Origin of the sequence: Pseudoponticoccus marisrubri (assembly GCF_001482405.1) — a bacterium.
GTDB lineage: Bacteria > Pseudomonadota > Alphaproteobacteria > Rhodobacterales > Rhodobacteraceae > Pseudoponticoccus > Pseudoponticoccus marisrubri.
This window is the reverse complement of record NZ_LPXO01000003.1, coordinates 220,837-236,484: the sequence shown is the minus strand read 5'-3', so window position 1 is coordinate 236,484 and position 15,648 is coordinate 220,837. Positions and strand designations below refer to the sequence as shown.

Here is a 15,648-nt window from a genome sequence, read left to right as displayed (position 1 = left end):
GGCGCGGTTCTCTGCGACGGTGCGGGCGGCCACGGCACGAATGGCTGCCTGCTTGACCGGGGCAACCTGCGCTCTCGCGCCTCGAACGCGGCTCTCGTGACCCACGCAAGGCGCGCTCTGGCCCTTTGCGCTATCCAACGAAGCTGTCTACGAATGACAGCGGTAGAGACAGGAAAGGCAACACCGTGACCCCGACCGAGTTGGCCGCTTCGATGCGCGACTGGCGCCGCCACCTGCATCGACACCCGGAATTCGGCTTCGAGGAACAGGAGACCGCCCGGTTCGTCGTCGAGCGTCTGCGCGCCTTCGGTATCGACGAGATCGAGACCGGCATCGGCGGGACCGGCATTGTCGCAACGCTGCGCAAGGGCGATGGCGGACGCACGCTCGCCCTGCGCGCGGACATGGACTGTCTGCGGATGCAGGAGACGACGAACCTGCCCTATGCCTCGTCCAGGCCCGGGCTGATGCATGCCTGCGGCCATGATGGCCACACCACGATCCTGCTGGGGACCGCCGCGGTCCTGGCCAGCGAGGGCGGGTTCGACGGGACCGTGCGGCTGGTCTTCCAGCCCGCCGAGGAATGGGGACAGGGCATGAAGGCCATGATCCGGGACGGGCTGGGATCCCGGCTGGCCTTCGATGAGATCTATGGCCTGCACAACAAGCCGGGCCTGCCAGTGGGGTCGTTCGAGACGCGACCGGGCGCTTTCATGGGGGCCGAGGACGGGTTCAGCATCGTCGTGCGTGGCCGAGGTGGCCACGCTTCACGCCCTCAGGATTGCCGGGACGCGATCGTTTGCGCCTGCGCGATTGTCGGCGAATTGCAGACGATCGTCTCGCGCAGGATCGACCCGGCAGAGCTCGCCGTGGTCTCGGTCACGGGAATCGAGGGCGACAACATCAAGAACGCCATCGCGAGCGAGGCGCGCATCGAGGGCGACTGCCGCCACTTCAATGACGATGTCAGCCATCAGCTCGAGGCAGCCCTGCGCCAGGTTGCCCAGGGCCTGGCCGCCGCGCATGGCTGCGAGGTCGAGATCCAGTATGAGCGCGTATTCGTGCCCCTGGTCAACGACCCCGCCGCCACCGAGCACGGCTTGAACGCCGCCGCGACCGTGTTCGGCGCCGAGCACGTGGATGGCGATGCACCGCGCATGGGCGCGTCCGAGGATTTCGCCCAGGCTCTAAAGGTCGCACCGGGCGCGTTCTTCAACATCGGAAACGGAGATAGCGCGCCGCTCCACAGCCCCGAATACGATTTCAACGACGCGGCGCTCGTCCCGGGCGTCGAATGGTTCGTGGAACTGGTACGAAACCGGCTGCCGGTTGGGCAAAGCGGAGCCTAGGTACCGACCAGCGCCTTTCCCTCCCGACAGTAGCCGAAAGCGCATCACAGGTGACATTGCTTCATTAGACTGGCGCGAGGACGATCGCCCAGCCCTCGCGCCTGTTGACCAAGCGCGGGCGCTTTCCAGCAGTGTGATCTGGGGCACATGTTGCGGAACGCACGCGTCCAATCATGCGCGGGCGATCTGCGCCCCGAGAGATCCAACGAAGACGATACGAGGGCGACCCACACCGTTTTTGTGTGAGGCGCCTCAAGACCGCCCGCCGCCGGGTTCGCGCAGATCCTGCGCAGCGCCGTCGCGCCCTTTGAACGTGTCCATGCTGCTGGCCACGCCGAAGATGCGGTTGAGGACGAAATCGAGCGCCCGTGTCGACAAAAGGCCCCTCAAGAGCGGCAGAAGACGCACGATGCCCGGCATGTGGAGGAAGACCGCGTCGCGCTTCAACGCCCGAAGGATGCGGCGCGCGACATCTTCGGGCTGGAGGATCGGAATGACGCGCGAGCGCAACCCGTCGAACATGCCGGTGTGGATGTAATATGGCAGCACGGTTGTGACGCGGACGCCGGTGACTGACCGCTCCAACTCTTGTCGGAGTGAATCCGACCAGCCCATGACCGCCCACTTGCTGGCGGCGTAGACGCTCATGTTCGGATTTGAAACGAGCGCCGTTGCCGAGGCAATATTGACTACGTGTCCCCGGCCATGCGCTACCATGCCGGGCAGTACAGCGCGGGTCAGATGCATTAGCGCTCCCGTGTTGATCGCAATGGTTCGATCAATATCGGCGTGTCCATGTTCGAGGAAGGGCCTACCCACCACGATCCCCGCGTTATTGATCAGCAGGTCAATCTGAACCGCGTTGCCATTGTCGCTCGGACCGTGTGTGGATGGCCCCTTGGCAAGAGCTTTGTGTGATTTGGCATATGGTCGGTCGCGGCCATGTATACGGCGTCCGAGATGCAGCGACCATTTAGCTGCGCGCCCTGATGAAGTCAGCCGGCGGTCGGGTCCCGATCAATGGCGCGCGCTCGGAGGCGCTCCGGTCCGAACTGGGTGTCCCATTATTCCGCATGGTGCCGTCTCTGTGCCATCACCTCACGCTGCGCCTCACCAGCTTCGGGCCTACCGGTCCAGGACCGGCGCGGCTGGTCTCCTGCGGTTTGGGCCGGGGCGGTTCGGTCGCTGCTGCCCCGGGCGATCAGTGCCCGGATCGTTCGTGGCCAGCGAGATTGCGACCACCTTCACGGGCTTGCGGACAAGCATCTGGTCGAGTCAGTCCAGCGCCTGGCCTGATGCAACATCTCGACGTCCCCGCCGCGCGCTGATCCGGGCCATTGCGCCGAGGCAGAGCAACCTTCGCAGAGATCGATTGCCCGCCTCGGAGATCCGCCCGAACCCCTCTTTTCCGCCACTGGAATAGGCTGTCGGCGTCGGTACGAACCATGCCGCGTAGTCACGCGCGCTGCGGAAAGCGGCCACATCGGGGGAGTGACGGCAAACGCGCCGGAGGAGATCGTGCCCACCTCAGGCTCCGTTGCCAGTCGGCGTGCCAGCGCGTCTTCGCTCTGCATTTCGCCGGTCCGTGCGGTGACCTCTTCGATCAGAGCCTGCGTATCGCGCAGTTGATCGGACAGCATCTCCAGTGCCGGGCGCGCTGCATCGGGCATGTCGCAGGCGGCCTCGAGACGGCGATCGAAGTTGTGGATGCCCTTCGCCACGACGACCCCGAACTCGCCTGAATGCGCGCGGATCGTGTCTACGATCTGCGTCCGCTGCCGGATGAGGAAGTCCCGTGCCTTGTGGTCGAGCAGGGCGGCCTGCCGCTCCGCCGACGTCACCGGTACGAAGCGCGTTCTGTACCTTTGAACGCCCCCCCCCGGATCGTTCATTCCGTTGGCGCGGACCACCCTGAACTCGGCCATGTCACCGCTTCGTAGATGGCTTCGGCATCGGCGGCATCGGTCTTACCCCGCTTCACGCAATGCTTCACACAAGCGGGCGGCACAAGTCGGTCTTCATGGCCAAGGCCTGCCAGATCCCGCGCCCGGTGATGGCGCCGGTGCAGGCTTCCATACCCACAAGGCAAGGGCTAAGCTGCCTAACGAACACCAGAACCTGCGACCGACGCAATTGACGGCGGCAGAGAATCGCGTCCTCCGCGTCCAATCCGCGAATCTGGTAGACATTTTTGGCCAGGTCGAGGCCGACGGTGGTAGGTTGGTCCATGGATGGCTCCCTTCAGGTGCGTGCTTCACAGACCGACTTTGGCACAGCGCGATGCCGCTGGCGGGGCCATCCACACCATCAATGGCGCGTCTCCGAGAAACAAATGGCGATCACACCGCCGGTCGAAGGTCGCGCGGGGCACGCCGATCATGTCGATTGTACGCTTCGTCGGCAGGCGAGACCGCTCTACCTACCGGGTGAACTAGAGCTTTTCTGACGCCGGATACCACATTCCTCGTCTCCCCCATCCCCGAGCATGCTTTTTTTAAGAAGGCGCTTCTCCAGGGTGAGATCGGCCACGGCTTCCTTCAGCGCTGTTGCCTCATGACGCAGTCCTTTCACCTCAGGGCCGGTCGCCAGGCGGAACGTATCACCGGCAAGCCGCTTCTTGCCGGCCTCGAGGAGCTCCTTGGACCAAGCGCAATGGAGGCACTTCTCGATCCCGTCGCGCCGACAGGGCTTGGTAAGGCTGTCTTCGCCACTCAGCCCCTCAAGCGCGATGCGATCCTTCTTCTCGGACGAATGGTGCTTCCGTGGGCGCCGGCGAATGTCCTTTACCATCGCCTCATTCGTAAGCTTCGATGGTCCGTTTTTCTGTCTCATCTCCACGCCTTGGTGGCTTCGATGAGCCGGAACCCTCCGTTACAAAGTCAACTCGGATGTCACAGGACCGCTGACGCCGGACACTGTCGAATTCTCGGTTCGTTCTATCCAACTCATGGGTCGGTCTTGGCGTGGTGCCGAGGCGAGTCATTTCACAGGCACCCAGAAATCCCTGGAAAAAATAGAGTGCTATCCGATCCGGTAGTTCGGGCTCTCGCGGGTGATCTGGACGTCGTGGACGTGGCTTTCCTTGAGGCCTGCGCCGGTGATCTTCACGAAGCGGCAGTTGTTGCGCATCTCCTCGACCGTGGCGCAGCCGGTATAGCCCATCGCGGCGCGCAGGCCGCCTACCAGCTGGTGGATGACCACGCCCGCGGGGCCCTTGTAGGGGACCTGGCCCTCGATCCCCTCGGGGACCAGCTTGTCGCTGGCGGCATCCTTCTGGAAGTAGCGGTCGGCCGAGCCGCGGGCCATGGCGCCGAGGCTGCCCATGCCGCGATAGGATTTGAAGGAGCGGCCCTGGTAGAGGATCACCTCGCCCGGGCTTTCATCGGTGCCCGCGATCATGCTGCCCACCATGGCGCAGGAGGCGCCGGCGGCGATGGCCTTGGCGAAATCGCCCGAGAACTTGATCCCGCCATCGGCGATGACCGGCACGTCACCGGCGGCGGCGGCGCAATCCATCACCGCGGTCAACTGCGGCATGCCGACGCCGGCCACCATGCGCGTGGTGCAGATCGAGCCCGGCCCGATCCCCACCTTGACCGCGTCTGCGCCGGCATCGATCAGCGCGCGTGTCGCCTCGGCCGTGGCCACGTTGCCGGCGATGACCTGCACCTCGTTCGAGAGCTGCTTGATCCGGCGCACCGCGTCCAGCACGCCCTGCGAATGGCCATGCGCGGTATCGACCACGATCACGTCGACCTGCGCATCGACCAGCGCCTCGCTGCGGGCAAAGCCGCTGTCGCCCACGCTGGTGGCCGCGGCCACGCGCAGCCGGCCGAGATGGTCCTTGCAGGCGGTGGGGTTCAGCACCGCCTTCTCGGTATCCTTGAGCGTCAGCAGCCCGGTCAGCTTGCCTGTCCGGTCGGTGACCAGCAGCTTCTCGATCCGGCGCGCCTTCATCAGGCTGATCGCCTCCTCGCGGTCGGCCGGCTCGGTCAGGATGGCGAGGTTCTCGGAGGTCATCATCACCCGCACCGGCGTGTCGTCCCGCTCGGCGAAGCGCATGTCGCGATTGGTGACGATGCCCACGACGCGGTGGCCCTCATCCACCACCGGGAAGCCGGTGAAGCCGTAGCGCTGGGTCAGCGCCTTGGCATCGGCCAGCGTCTGCTCCGGGGTCAGGGTGACGGGGTTGTAGACGATACCGCTTTCGAAGCGCTTGACGCGGCGCACCTCGCGGGCCTGGTCCTCGGTGTCGAGGTTCTTGTGGATCACCCCCATGCCGCCGGCCTGTGCCATGGTGATCGCCATGCGGCTTTCGGTGACCGTGTCCATGGCCGAGGACAGCAGCGGGATGTTCAGCGCGATGGCCCGGGTGACCCGCGTGCGCGTATCCGCGGTGCTGGGCAGGACACTGGACGCGGCGGGCACGAGCAGGACATCGTCGAAAGTGAGTGCCTCGCGAATCTCCATGGGGCGGCTCCTTTGGAGGGGGACGGTTGGCACGTCCCTATCGCATGGGGCGCGGCGGGGTGAAAGCCCCAAATGCTGTGTCCCGTGGCGGGCCGGGTCTGAGTATTTGTGGAAAGATGAAAGATCGGGGGCTTGCCCGCGGGCGGGCGGAGGAAGCAGGATCGCGCAGGACGCGGTGACAGGAGAACGGCATGGCGGGACATGGCTACGAGGGCGGGCGGCTGGATCTGCCCTTCACGGGGATCTGTACCTTTGCGCGGGCGCCCTACCAGCCGGACTGGGCCGCGCTGCAGGCGGATGCGGCGATCCTGGGCGCACCGTTCGACGCGGGCACGCAATGGCGGGCCGGGGCGCGGTTCGGGCCGCGCGGGGTGCGCGAGGCCTCGACCCTGTTCAGCTTCGGCCATGCCGGCGCCTATGACCACGAGGACGATGTCACCTACCTCGAGGGGGTGCGGCTGGTGGACATGGGCGATGCCGATGTCGTGCATACCGACACTTTGCGCAGCCATGCCAATATCCGCGCGGGCGTTGCGGCGGCGCTGGCGGCGGGGGCGCTGCCGGTGGTGATCGGAGGCGATCACTCGGTCAACATCCCCTGCATCGAGGCCTTCGAGGGGCGCGCGCCCTTCCACCTGGTGCAGATCGATGCGCATCTCGATTTCGTGGACGAGCGTCACGGGGTGACGCGCGGCCATGGCAACCCGATGCGGCGGGCCGCCGAGAAACCCTGGGTCAGCGGGATGACGCAGCTGGGCATCCGCAATGTCAGCTCGACCGCGCGGGAGGGCTATGCGGATGCGCGGGCGCGCGGCTCGGACATCCTGTCGGTGCGGCAGGTGCGCCGGCTGGGCGTGCCGGCGGTGGCGGACCGCGTGCCGGCAGGCGCGCCGGTCTACATCACCATCGACATCGATGCCTTCTGCCCCTCGATCGCGCCGGGCACGGGCACGCCGTCCCATGGCGGGTTCCTTTACTACGAGGTGCTGGAGCTGCTGCAGGCGCTCGTGCAGTCGCACGAGGTGGTGGGCATCGACCTTGTCGAGGTGGCGCCGGATTACGATCCCACCGGATCGACTGCGATCCTGGCGGCGCAGCTGCTGATGAACCTGCTGGGCTTCACCTTTCACGCCCGCGGTGCCGGGGCAGGCTAGAGCGGCAGCGCGGTGGTGGCCTTGATCTCTTCCATCGAGAGCAGCGCGGTGACATTGTGCACCTTCACCTCGGAGATCAGCGCCTGGTAGAAGGCGTCATAGGCGCGGGCGTTGCGCACGCGAACCTTGAGGATGTAGTCGATATCGCCGGCCAGGCGGTGCGCCTCCTGCACCTCGGGTCGGGCCTGCAGCGCGGCAAGGAACCGGCGCTGCCACTCGGCCTCGTGCTCGGAGGTGCGGATCAGCACGAAGAAGCAGGCCTCGAACCCCAGCGCCTCGGCATCCAGCACCACGGTCTGCGCGCCGATCACCCCGGCCTCGCGCAGCTTGCGGATGCGGTTCCACACCGGCGTCTTGGAGGAGCCCACGGCGCGGGCGATCTCGTCGAGCGATTGCGACGCGTCGCGCTGCAATTCACCAAGGATTTTCCGGTCGGTCGCGTCGATCTTCATCAGCCGTTCCAAATTTTGCGGGAGATCGGAACATCGCCCCATCCATTGCGGCAGATTAGAACAGTGTTCCTTATTTCCGCAAGGACCTAGCCCCGGGGTGGGAAAATTTCCTATGTCTTGGCGGACTGACACCCAGCCGGAGCGCCCCGCCCATGCAGCATTTCCCGATCTTCGTGAACCTCCAGGACCGTGCCGTCGTCCTGTCCGGCGGTGGCGAGGCCGCGCTGGCCAAGCTGCGCCTGCTGTTGAAGACCGAGGCGCGCATCACGGTCTTTGCGCCCGATCCGGCACCCGAGATCCGCGACTGGGCTGCCCAGGGGCGGCTGGTGCTGGCCGAGCGTCCGCCGGGCGCCTGCGACCTGCTGGGCGCCGCGCTGGCCTATGCCGCCGACGAGGACGAAGCGCTGGATGCGCAGGTCTCCCGGCTGGCCCGGACCGCGGGCGTGCCGGTCAATATCGTGGACAATCTCGCCGACAGCCAGTTCATCACGCCGGCCATCGTGGACCGCGACCCGGTCACCGTGGCGATCGGCACCGAGGGTGCGGCGCCGGTGCTGGCGCGCGCCATCAAGGCCGATCTCGAGGAGCGGCTGCCGCGCGACCTGGGCCGGCTGGCGCGGATCGGCAAGGCGTTCCGCCGGGTGGCCGAGGCCCTGCCCTTCGGGCGCCCGCGCCGTGCCTTCTGGCGCGACTATTATTTCTCGGCCGGCCCGCGCGCCATGGCCGACGGCGAGGCCGAGGTCGAGCGCACGCTGGACGCGCTGCTGGCCCGCCACCTGGCGCAGGAGACATCGCCGGGCCGGGTGAGCTTTGTCGGCGCGGGGCCCGGCGATCCGGAACTGCTGACGCTAAAGGCGCGCAAGGCGCTGGACGAGGCGGACGTGGTGATCCATGACCGGCTGGTCACGCCCGAGATCCTGGAACTTGCGCGCCGCGAGGCGCTGCTGATCGACGTCGGCAAGGAGGGCTTCGGCCCGTCGACGGCGCAGGCCGACATCCATGCGGCCATGGTCGAACACGGGGCCCAGGGCGCCCATGTGGTGCGGCTCAAGGGCGGCGACCCGACGGTGTTCGGACGGCTCGACGAGGAGATCGAGGCCGTCGAGGCGGCCGGGATCGCCTACGAGATCGTGCCCGGCATCACCGCGGCCTCGGCGGCGCTGGCCGGGATGGGCCAGTCCTTCACCCGGCGCGGCCGCAACGCGGCCACGCGGCTGATCACCGGGCATGACACGCAAGGTTTCGCCGATCACGACTGGCGCAGCCTGGCCCGGCCCGGCGAGGTCGCCGCGATCTACATGGGCCGCCGCGCCGCACATTTCCTGCAGGGCCGCCTGCTGATGCATGGCGCCGCGCCCGACACGCCCGTCACGGTGATCTCGCAGGCCAGCCGGCCCGGGCAGAGCACGCTGGTGACCACGCTCTCCGCACTCTCCTCGGACCTGGCCGAGGCGGCGCCGGACGGTCCCACCCTGATGATCCTCGGCCTAGCCCCGCGCCAGAGCGCGCCCCTTTCCGTCCGCCAACAGGAGGTCTCGTGATGCCCCGGCGTTTCACCCCGAAAGTCGTTACCGCCAATGCGCTCTTGGAGGGCGACGTGGTCTACCTGACCGCGCGCGACGCGTGGAGCCGCAAGCTGTCGGAGGCCGAGATCCTGACCGACGAGGCGCATGCCCAGCTGCGGCTGGTCGAGGCCTCGCGCCGGCAGGACGAGGTCGTGGGGGTCTACCTGGCCGACATGGATGCCGGGCCGGACGGGCCCGAGCCGGTGCATTTCCGCGAGGAGTTCCGCCGCACCGGCCCCTCGAACTACGCCCATGGCAAACAGGCCGACCTCTGAGCCGGAGCGCGCAAATCTTTTGAGGACAAGATTTGCAAATTCCATGCATGGAATTTGGAAGGACAGACCCGCATGTATCGCTACACCGATTTCGACGCCGCCTTCGTGGCCGAACGCAACCGCCAGTTCCGCGCCCAGGTCGAGCGCCGCATCGACGGCAGCCTGACCGAGGACGAGTTCAAGCCGCTGCGCCTTATGAACGGCCTCTACCTGCAGCTGCATGCCTACATGCTGCGCGTCGCCATCCCCTATGGCACGCTGAACAGCGCCCAGATGCGGCAGCTGGCCTACCTGGCCGAGCGCTGGGACAAGGGCTATGGCCATTTCACCACGCGCCAGAACATCCAGTTCAACTGGCCCGCCCTGCGTGACGTGCCCGACATGCTGGATGCGCTGGCCGAGGTGGGCATGCACGCGATCCAGACCTCGGGCAACACGATCCGCAACGTGACCGCCGATCACTTCGCCGGGGCCGCCGCGGACGAGATCGCCGATCCGCGCCCCGTGGCCGAGCTGCTGCGGCAATCGTCGACCGACCATCCCGAGTTCCAGTTCCTGCCGCGCAAGTTCAAGATCGCCGTGACCGGCGCTCCGAACGACCGCGCCGTGACCGCCGCACATGACCTTGCGCTGCGCATCGTGACGCGCGACGGCGAGATCGGCTACCAGGTGCTGGTGGGCGGCGGGCTTGGCCGCACGCCCATGATCGGCAAGGTGATCGCCGCGTTCGTGCCGCAGGCCGACCTGCTGCCTTATGTCGAGGCCGTGGTCTCGGTCTGGAACCTGCTGGGGCGGCGCGACAACAAGTACAAGTCGCGCATCAAGATCACCGTGCACGAGCATGGCATCGACGAGATCCGCCGCCTGGTGGAGGCCCGCTTTGCCGAGACGCGCGCCGCTTTCGACGGCACCGACCTCGCACTGTTCGACGAGATCCGCGCAGCCTTTGCCCCGCCCGCCCTGACGGAGGCACCGACCGAGGCCTTCGATCGCGCTTACGCGGCCGACCCGGTCTTCCGTTCCTGGGCCGATACCAACCTGTCGGCGCATCGCGCGCCCGGCCATGCCATCGTGCAGGTCTCGCTCAAGGCGCATGGCGCGACTCCGGGCGATGCCACCGCCGCACAGATGCGTGTGCTGGCCGATATCGCCGAGCGCTTCGGCCATGACGAGCTGCGCATCAGCCACGAGCAGAACGTGATCCTGCCGCATATCCGCAAGGCCGATCTGCCCGAGATCCACGCGATCCTGAAGCCAAACGGGCTGGCCACCGCCAATATCGGGCTGATCTCGGACATCATCGCCTGCCCGGGCATGGATTACTGCGCGCTGGCCACCGCCCGCTCGATCCCCATCGCGCAACAGATCGCCACGCGTTTCGACGAGCTGAAGCTCGAGCACGAGATCGGTGAACTCAAGATCAAGATCTCGGGCTGCATCAATGCCTGCGGCCATCACCATGTGGGCCATATCGGCATTCTCGGGCTCGACCGCGCCGGCGTCGAGAACTACCAGATCACGCTGGGCGGCGATCATACCGAGACGGCCAGCCTGGGCGACCGCACCGGGCCGGGCTTCTCGGCCGAGGAGATCATCCCCGCGATCGAGCGGCTGGTCGAGGCCTATCTCGCGCATCGCAGCTCGCCCGAGGAAAGCTTCTTGGAAAGCTACCGGCGGCTCGGCATGGCGCCCTTCAAGGAGGCACTCTACGGCGCGGCGGATGGCAAGAACGCGCGGGCGGCCTGAGCCATGCCCCCTGCCCTGACCACCAAGGCCACCGGGCCCGCCCCGGCCGAACCGGACCGGGCGGCGCTGCGGGCCCGCGTGGCCACGCTCAACGCGCGTTACCGCCATCACGGCGCCACGGCCGTGCTGGAGGGGGCGCTGCGCGACCCCGAGGCCGGGCGCATCGCCATGGTTTCCTCCTTCGGGGCCGAATCCGTGGCGCTGCTGCATCTGGTCGCGATGGTCGACCGGGCGACGCCGGTGATCTTCATCGACACGCGGCTGCTCTTTACCGAGACGCTGGCTTACCAGCAGGAGGTGGCCGAGCGGCTGCGGCTGGACGACGTGCGGATCATCCGCACCGAGGCGCGGGATCTCGAGGCGCGCGATCCCTATGGCGCGCTGCGCCTGTCGGACAAGGATGCCTGCTGCGCGCTGCGCAAGACGGTGCCGCTGGAACGGGCCCTGCAGGGCTTCGACGGCTGGATCACCGGGCGCAAGCGCTACCAGAGCGCCAGCCGGGCGACGCTGGATTTCTTCGAGCTGGAGGAGTCCACGGGCCGGATCAAGGTCAACCCGCTGGCCCATTGGGGGCCTCAGGACGTGCGCCATTACATGGAAGAGAACCGCCTGCCCCGGCACCCGCTGGTGGCGCGCGGCTACCCCTCGATCGGCTGCCAGCCCTGCACCTCGCGCGTGGCCGAGGGCGAAGATCCCCGCGCCGGGCGCTGGCGCGGCGAGGACAAGGAAGAATGCGGCATCCATTTCGTGGAGGGCCGCGCCGTCAGACAAGGAGAGCGCGCATGAGCGTCATCGTGACCGATACCGGCTTTGCCGCCGACGACTGGACAGGGGGCTTCGACGGCGCGCGGGCGCTGGACCTGCCCTCGGATACCGACCCCGCCACGCTGGCCCCGGACGAGGCGGTCGAGATGATCCGCATCGACTTCCCCAGCTTCGCCGACGGGCGCGGCTTCACCCTGGCGCGACTGCTGCGGCTGCGCGGCTATCGCGGCCGGCTGCGTGCCCGCGGCCATGTCATCGCCGACCAATACGCGATGGCGCGGCGTGCCGGGTTCGACGAGGTCGAGATCGACGCGGCGCTGGCCAGCCGCCAGCCCGAGGATCAATGGGTCTTCCGCGCCGATTGGCGCGCGCATGACTACCAGGCCCGCCTGCGCGGCACCGCCTGATCCCGGGCGGCCAAGCGCCTTGCAAAGGCGCTTCGACGCGGGCTGCCGCCCGCGTTCAAGGCGCTTGCAAGCGCCTTGCGCCGCCCGAAGGGCGGCGGCGCGCGCCTGCGCGCCCGCGTCGCCTTTCACCTGATGCAGATCAAAGCTAGATAAGGGATGCCGGTTTAGACGCATCGGCAGAGGATACCATGACAGAGATGACGCCCGTGACCGACGCCACCGCCACCGAGGCCCGCGCCCCCCGCAAGCTGGCCGTGCCCGACGCCCAGACCGTCACCCAGGTGACCCATTGGACCGACCGGCTGTTCTCGTTCCGCTGCACGCGGCCGGCCAGCCTGCGCTTCCGTTCTGGCGAGTTCGTCATGATCGGGCTGATGGGCGACCCGGACCCCAAGACGGGCAAGCAGAAGCCGCTGCTGCGCGCCTATTCCATCGCCTCGCCGGCCTGGGATGACGAGCTGGAATTCTACTCGATCAAGGTGCAGGACGGCCCGCTCACCTCGAAGCTGCAACATATCCGGCCCGGCGACCAGATCATCCTGCGCCCCAAGCCCGTTGGCACGCTGGTGCATGACGCGCTGCTGCCCGGCAAGCGGTTGTGGCTCTTTGCCACCGGCACCGGGTTCGCCCCCTTTGCCAGCCTCCTGCGCGAGCCGCAGACCTTCGAGGATTACGACGAGGTCATCATCACCCATACCTGCCGCGAGGTCGGCGAGCTGGCCTATGGCGCCCAGCTGATCGAGGAGATCCGGCAGGACGAGATGCTGGCCGAGCTCATGGGCGAAGGGTTTGCCGACAAGATCCGCTACTACCCCACGACCACGCGCGAGGAGAGCCCCAAGATGGGCCGGATCACCGACCTGATGCGTTCGGGCGAGGTCTTTGCGGATCTCGGCGTCGCACCGCTCTCGCCCGAGACCGACCGCGCGATGATCTGCGGCAACCTGGCCTTCAACCTCGAACTGAAGGCGATGCTCGAGGAATACGGGCTCGAGGAGGGCGCGAATTCCGATCCCAAGCATTACGTGGTCGAGAAGGCCTTCCTGGACTGAGCCGCGAACCATTCGTCGACAGAGCCTCCGATCCGCGGCCCGGATCGGGGGCTTTTTCATGCGGCACCGTCATCGTGCAAAAAAAAACGCCACGCCGGGGATCCGGCGTGGCATCATGATGCTGCGTCTGGCGAACGGGGTCAGAGACCCAGTTGCTCGCGCAGGTTTTCCAGCGTGGATTGCAGCGCCTCGGGGTCGTCCTGCACCTGCTGCAGCAGCGATTGCGCGGCCGCTTTGGCGATCTGGTTGAGCTCGGAGTTCTCGATATACTCGGCCACTTGGTCGTAATCGAAACCCTCGACGGTCAGCAGCTCCTCGATATCGGTGGCCGCCTCGCCGGTGGCCTCCGCCGCTGTCTCGGCCGCATCCGCCGTGGCATCGGCCGCGCTCTCCGCGGCTTCCTCGGTCGCCTCGGCCGCGTCTTCGGTGGTCTCGGCCGCGGTGTCGACCGCCTCGTCCGCCGCTTCCGCAGTCGCCTCGGCCGCTTCCTCGGTGGTCTCTGCCGCGGTGTCGACCGCCTCGTCCGCCGCTTCCGCAGTCGCCTCAGCCGCTTCCTCGGTGGTTTCGGCTGCGGTGTCGACCGCTTCGTCCGCCGCCTCTGCCGTAGCTTCAGCCGCTTCCTCGGTGGTCTCTGCCGCGCTGTCGACCGCGTCCTCCGCCGCTTCTACGGTCGCCTCGGCCGTGTCGGTCGCTGTCTCGACCGCCTCATCCGCTGCCTCGGCATTGGCTTCGGCCGCCTCTTCGGTGGTTTCGGCCGCCGTATCTACCGCCTCGTCCGCCGCCTCGGCGGTGGCCTCGGCCGTATCGGTCGCCGTCTCGACCGCGTCATCCGCGGCCTCTGCCGTGGCGTCCGCGGCCTGCTCGGTCGCCTCGGCAGCCTCATCCGCCGCCTCGGCCGTGGCCTCGACCGCGTCATCGGCCACGTCGGAGGCCGCATCGGCGAGATCCTGCGCGGTTTCGGCCACGTCGGTCACCGCATCGGCGGCTGCATCGGCGCCGGCATCGGCAAGATCCGAGGCCGCCTCGACGGCATCTTCGACCGCCGCATCGGCCGCGGCGGCGGCCGCGTCGGCCTGCTCCTGCGCGTCCTCGGCCAGATCGGCAGCGCCGGCGACGGTGGCATCGACAGCGGCATCCGCCGCTTCGGCGGCGTCATCGGCCGCGGCGCTGGCAGCCTCGACCGCGTCCGCCGCGGCATCGGCGGCCGCATCGGCGGTCGCGTCCACGGCATCGGTCGCGGCCTCGGCCGCATCGGCCACGTCGGCCGCCGCCGCGTCCAGCGCATCGGAAGCCGCATCAACGGCCGCCTCGGCGCTTTCGGTCGCCGCGTCCACGGCATCGGCCACGTTCTCGGCCGCCTCGTTCACCGCCTCGTCGGCGGCCTCGACCGCGTCGGCCACGGCATCGGCCGTCGCGTCCACCGCGTCAGAGGCGCTTTCCGCCGCATCCTCGGCCGCTTCCTGCGCCGCATCCGCCGCCTCGTCCGCCGTCACCGCGGCCTGCTCGGCCGCATCCTCGGCCGTCTGGCCGGAATACCAAAGGTAGCCGCCCACGGCGACGACAGCCGCCACGATCGCCAGGATCAGGTTTCTCATGTCAGAGTCCCTCCGTTAAAACACCAACGCCCGACACCCGTTCGCGCGCGCACTGCCCGAGATGTGACCTTCTGACCCGGTCACTGCAAGACCAAAGCGCCGCAGCGCGGCAAAACACCGGCGATTTGTCGCTTGAAACAGGTCTGCGGCGTGTTTACCCTGCCGACCTGATCCGCATTGGAAAAGGAGTCCTCCAATAGCCCGCCGACCGCACAACGCGCCCCCGACGCGCGACACAGGCCCCCGAGTCAACGACCGCATCCGCGCCCCCGAAATCCGCCTGATCGGAGCCGAGGGCGAGAATGTCGGGGTCGTTCCCCCGTCCCGCGCGATGGAGCTGGCCGAACAGGCCGGACTGGACCTCGTCGAGATTTCGCCGAACGCCAATCCGCCGGTCTGCAAGATCATGGATTACGGCAAGTTCAAGTACGAACAGCAAAAGCGCGAATCCGAGGCCCGCAAGAAGCAGAAGACCATCGAGGTCAAGGAAGTGAAGTTCCGTCCCGGCACGGACACGCATGACTATGACGTCAAAATGCGCAACGTCTTCCGCTTTCTCGAGAACGGCGACAAGGTGAAGGTGACGCTGCGCTTCCGCGGCCGCGAGATGGCGCACCAGGATCTGGGGCGCAACCTGCTTCAGCGCATTGCCGAGGACGTCAAGGAAATCGGCAAGGTCGAGAACATGCCCAAGATGGAAGGCCGCCAGATGGTCATGATGATCGGGCCCTCCGCCCGGTAGACCGGGATCCGGGCCGGCCTTTAGTGGCCCGTCACGACACGCGCGACGATGATGACAAGGTGCCCCGCCCAATGGC

At 67.5% G+C, this 15,648-nt stretch carries 15 protein-coding genes and 1 pseudogene; 9 read left to right on the top strand and 7 right to left on the bottom strand.

Annotation, left to right across the window (positions count from 1 at the left end):
• Positions 1 to 185: 185 nt before the first annotated feature.
• Positions 186 to 1,349, top strand: coding sequence for a M20 aminoacylase family protein (locus AVJ23_RS07150; RefSeq protein ID WP_205626838.1), 1,164 nt, complete (start codon positions 186 to 188; stop codon positions 1,347 to 1,349).
• A 252-nt stretch (positions 1,350 to 1,601) separates the two neighbouring features.
• Here AVJ23_RS07150 and AVJ23_RS22205 read toward each other — a convergent pair whose 3' ends face one another.
• The 5 genes and pseudogenes from AVJ23_RS22205 to guaB form a co-directional block, all read right to left on the bottom strand.
• Positions 1,602 to 2,192, bottom strand: coding sequence for an SDR family NAD(P)-dependent oxidoreductase (locus tag AVJ23_RS22205; RefSeq protein WP_276203210.1), 591 nt, complete (start codon positions 2,190 to 2,192; stop codon positions 1,602 to 1,604).
• Positions 2,193 to 2,593: 401 nt separating this feature from the next.
• Positions 2,594 to 3,274, bottom strand: coding sequence for a hypothetical protein (locus tag AVJ23_RS22200; RefSeq protein WP_437176748.1), 681 nt, complete (start codon positions 3,272 to 3,274; stop codon positions 2,594 to 2,596).
• A gap of 64 nt (positions 3,275 to 3,338) precedes the next feature.
• Positions 3,339 to 3,578, bottom strand: a complete 240-nt coding sequence (locus tag AVJ23_RS23635) for a hypothetical protein (RefSeq protein WP_437176747.1) — start codon at positions 3,576 to 3,578, stop codon at positions 3,339 to 3,341.
• 103 nt (positions 3,579 to 3,681) lie between these two features.
• Positions 3,682 to 4,181, bottom strand: a pseudogene (locus tag AVJ23_RS07130) (IS3 family transposase); the annotation flags it as partial.
• A 189-nt stretch (positions 4,182 to 4,370) separates the two neighbouring features.
• Complete coding sequence (gene guaB / locus AVJ23_RS07125) at positions 4,371 to 5,819, bottom strand: IMP dehydrogenase (RefSeq protein WP_058861473.1); 1,449 nt, start codon at positions 5,817 to 5,819, stop codon at positions 4,371 to 4,373.
• A 191-nt stretch (positions 5,820 to 6,010) separates the two neighbouring features.
• Here guaB and speB point away from each other — a divergent pair, with 191 nt between their 5' ends.
• The gene (speB, locus tag AVJ23_RS07120; protein WP_058861472.1) at positions 6,011 to 6,973 is read left to right on the top strand and encodes an agmatinase; all 963 of its coding nucleotides are present in this window, start codon (positions 6,011 to 6,013) and stop codon (positions 6,971 to 6,973) included.
• On the opposite strand, the gene AVJ23_RS07115 is transcribed toward speB, so the two are convergent.
• Entirely contained in the window at positions 6,970 to 7,425 is a 456-nt protein-coding gene (locus tag AVJ23_RS07115) for an Lrp/AsnC family transcriptional regulator (RefSeq protein WP_058861630.1), read from the bottom strand. The genes speB and AVJ23_RS07115 overlap by 4 nt on opposite strands.
• A 152-nt stretch (positions 7,426 to 7,577) precedes the next feature.
• On the opposite strand from AVJ23_RS07115, the gene cysG reads away from it, so the two are divergent.
• The 6 genes from cysG (at position 7,578) to AVJ23_RS07085 (ending at position 13,235) form a co-directional block, all read left to right on the top strand.
• Complete coding sequence (cysG, locus tag AVJ23_RS07110; RefSeq protein WP_058861471.1) at positions 7,578 to 8,966, top strand: siroheme synthase CysG; 1,389 nt, start codon at positions 7,578 to 7,580, stop codon at positions 8,964 to 8,966.
• Positions 8,966 to 9,265: a DUF2849 domain-containing protein gene (locus AVJ23_RS07105; RefSeq protein ID WP_058861470.1), complete on the top strand. Its 300-nt coding sequence runs from the start codon at positions 8,966 to 8,968 to the stop codon at positions 9,263 to 9,265. The genes cysG and AVJ23_RS07105 overlap by 1 nt, the downstream gene beginning before the upstream one ends.
• A 72-nt stretch (positions 9,266 to 9,337) precedes the next feature.
• Complete coding sequence (locus tag AVJ23_RS07100) at positions 9,338 to 11,011, top strand: nitrite/sulfite reductase (protein WP_058861469.1); 1,674 nt, start codon at positions 9,338 to 9,340, stop codon at positions 11,009 to 11,011.
• A 3-nt stretch (positions 11,012 to 11,014) separates the two neighbouring features.
• Positions 11,015 to 11,797: a phosphoadenylyl-sulfate reductase gene (locus tag AVJ23_RS07095; RefSeq protein ID WP_058861468.1), complete on the top strand. Its 783-nt coding sequence runs from the start codon at positions 11,015 to 11,017 to the stop codon at positions 11,795 to 11,797.
• Positions 11,794 to 12,183, top strand: a complete 390-nt coding sequence (locus AVJ23_RS07090; protein WP_058861467.1) for a DUF934 domain-containing protein — start codon at positions 11,794 to 11,796, stop codon at positions 12,181 to 12,183. The genes AVJ23_RS07095 and AVJ23_RS07090 overlap by 4 nt, the downstream gene beginning before the upstream one ends.
• A 188-nt stretch (positions 12,184 to 12,371) precedes the next feature.
• A complete protein-coding gene (locus AVJ23_RS07085; RefSeq protein WP_058861466.1) occupies positions 12,372 to 13,235 on the top strand; it encodes a ferredoxin--NADP reductase in 864 nt (287 codons plus the stop codon).
• A 140-nt stretch (positions 13,236 to 13,375) separates the two neighbouring features.
• On the opposite strand, the gene AVJ23_RS22780 is transcribed toward AVJ23_RS07085, so the two are convergent.
• Complete coding sequence (locus tag AVJ23_RS22780) at positions 13,376 to 14,830, bottom strand: hypothetical protein (protein WP_058861465.1); 1,455 nt, start codon at positions 14,828 to 14,830, stop codon at positions 13,376 to 13,378.
• A 196-nt stretch (positions 14,831 to 15,026) separates the two neighbouring features.
• Here AVJ23_RS22780 and infC point away from each other — a divergent pair, with 196 nt between their 5' ends.
• Complete coding sequence (infC, locus tag AVJ23_RS07075) at positions 15,027 to 15,572, top strand: translation initiation factor IF-3 (protein WP_058861464.1); 546 nt, start codon at positions 15,027 to 15,029, stop codon at positions 15,570 to 15,572.
• The last annotated feature ends 76 nt before the right edge of the window (positions 15,573 to 15,648 follow it).

Bases quoted from the DNA above. Each gene is read 5' to 3' on its own strand.
- AVJ23_RS22200 (WP_437176748.1), bottom strand. From the start codon at position 3,274: ATGGCCGAGTTCAGGGTGGTCCGCGCCAACGGAATGAACGATCCGGGG.
- AVJ23_RS23635 (WP_437176747.1), bottom strand. From the start codon at position 3,578: ATGGACCAACCTACCACCGTCGGCCTCGACCTGGCCAAAAATGTCTAC.
- guaB (WP_058861473.1), bottom strand. From the start codon at position 5,819: ATGGAGATTCGCGAGGCACTCACTTTCGACGATGTCCTGCTCGTGCCC.
- speB (WP_058861472.1), top strand. From the start codon at position 6,011: ATGGCGGGACATGGCTACGAGGGCGGGCGGCTGGATCTGCCCTTCACG.
- AVJ23_RS07115 (WP_058861630.1), bottom strand. From the start codon at position 7,425: ATGAAGATCGACGCGACCGACCGGAAAATCCTTGGTGAATTGCAGCGC.
- cysG (WP_058861471.1), top strand. From the start codon at position 7,578: ATGCAGCATTTCCCGATCTTCGTGAACCTCCAGGACCGTGCCGTCGTC.
- AVJ23_RS07105 (WP_058861470.1), top strand. From the start codon at position 8,966: ATGCCCCGGCGTTTCACCCCGAAAGTCGTTACCGCCAATGCGCTCTTG.
- AVJ23_RS07100 (WP_058861469.1), top strand. From the start codon at position 9,338: ATGTATCGCTACACCGATTTCGACGCCGCCTTCGTGGCCGAACGCAAC.
- AVJ23_RS07095 (WP_058861468.1), top strand. From the start codon at position 11,015: ATGCCCCCTGCCCTGACCACCAAGGCCACCGGGCCCGCCCCGGCCGAA.
- AVJ23_RS07090 (WP_058861467.1), top strand. From the start codon at position 11,794: ATGAGCGTCATCGTGACCGATACCGGCTTTGCCGCCGACGACTGGACA.
- AVJ23_RS07085 (WP_058861466.1), top strand. From the start codon at position 12,372: ATGACAGAGATGACGCCCGTGACCGACGCCACCGCCACCGAGGCCCGC.
- AVJ23_RS22780 (WP_058861465.1), bottom strand. From the start codon at position 14,830: ATGAGAAACCTGATCCTGGCGATCGTGGCGGCTGTCGTCGCCGTGGGC.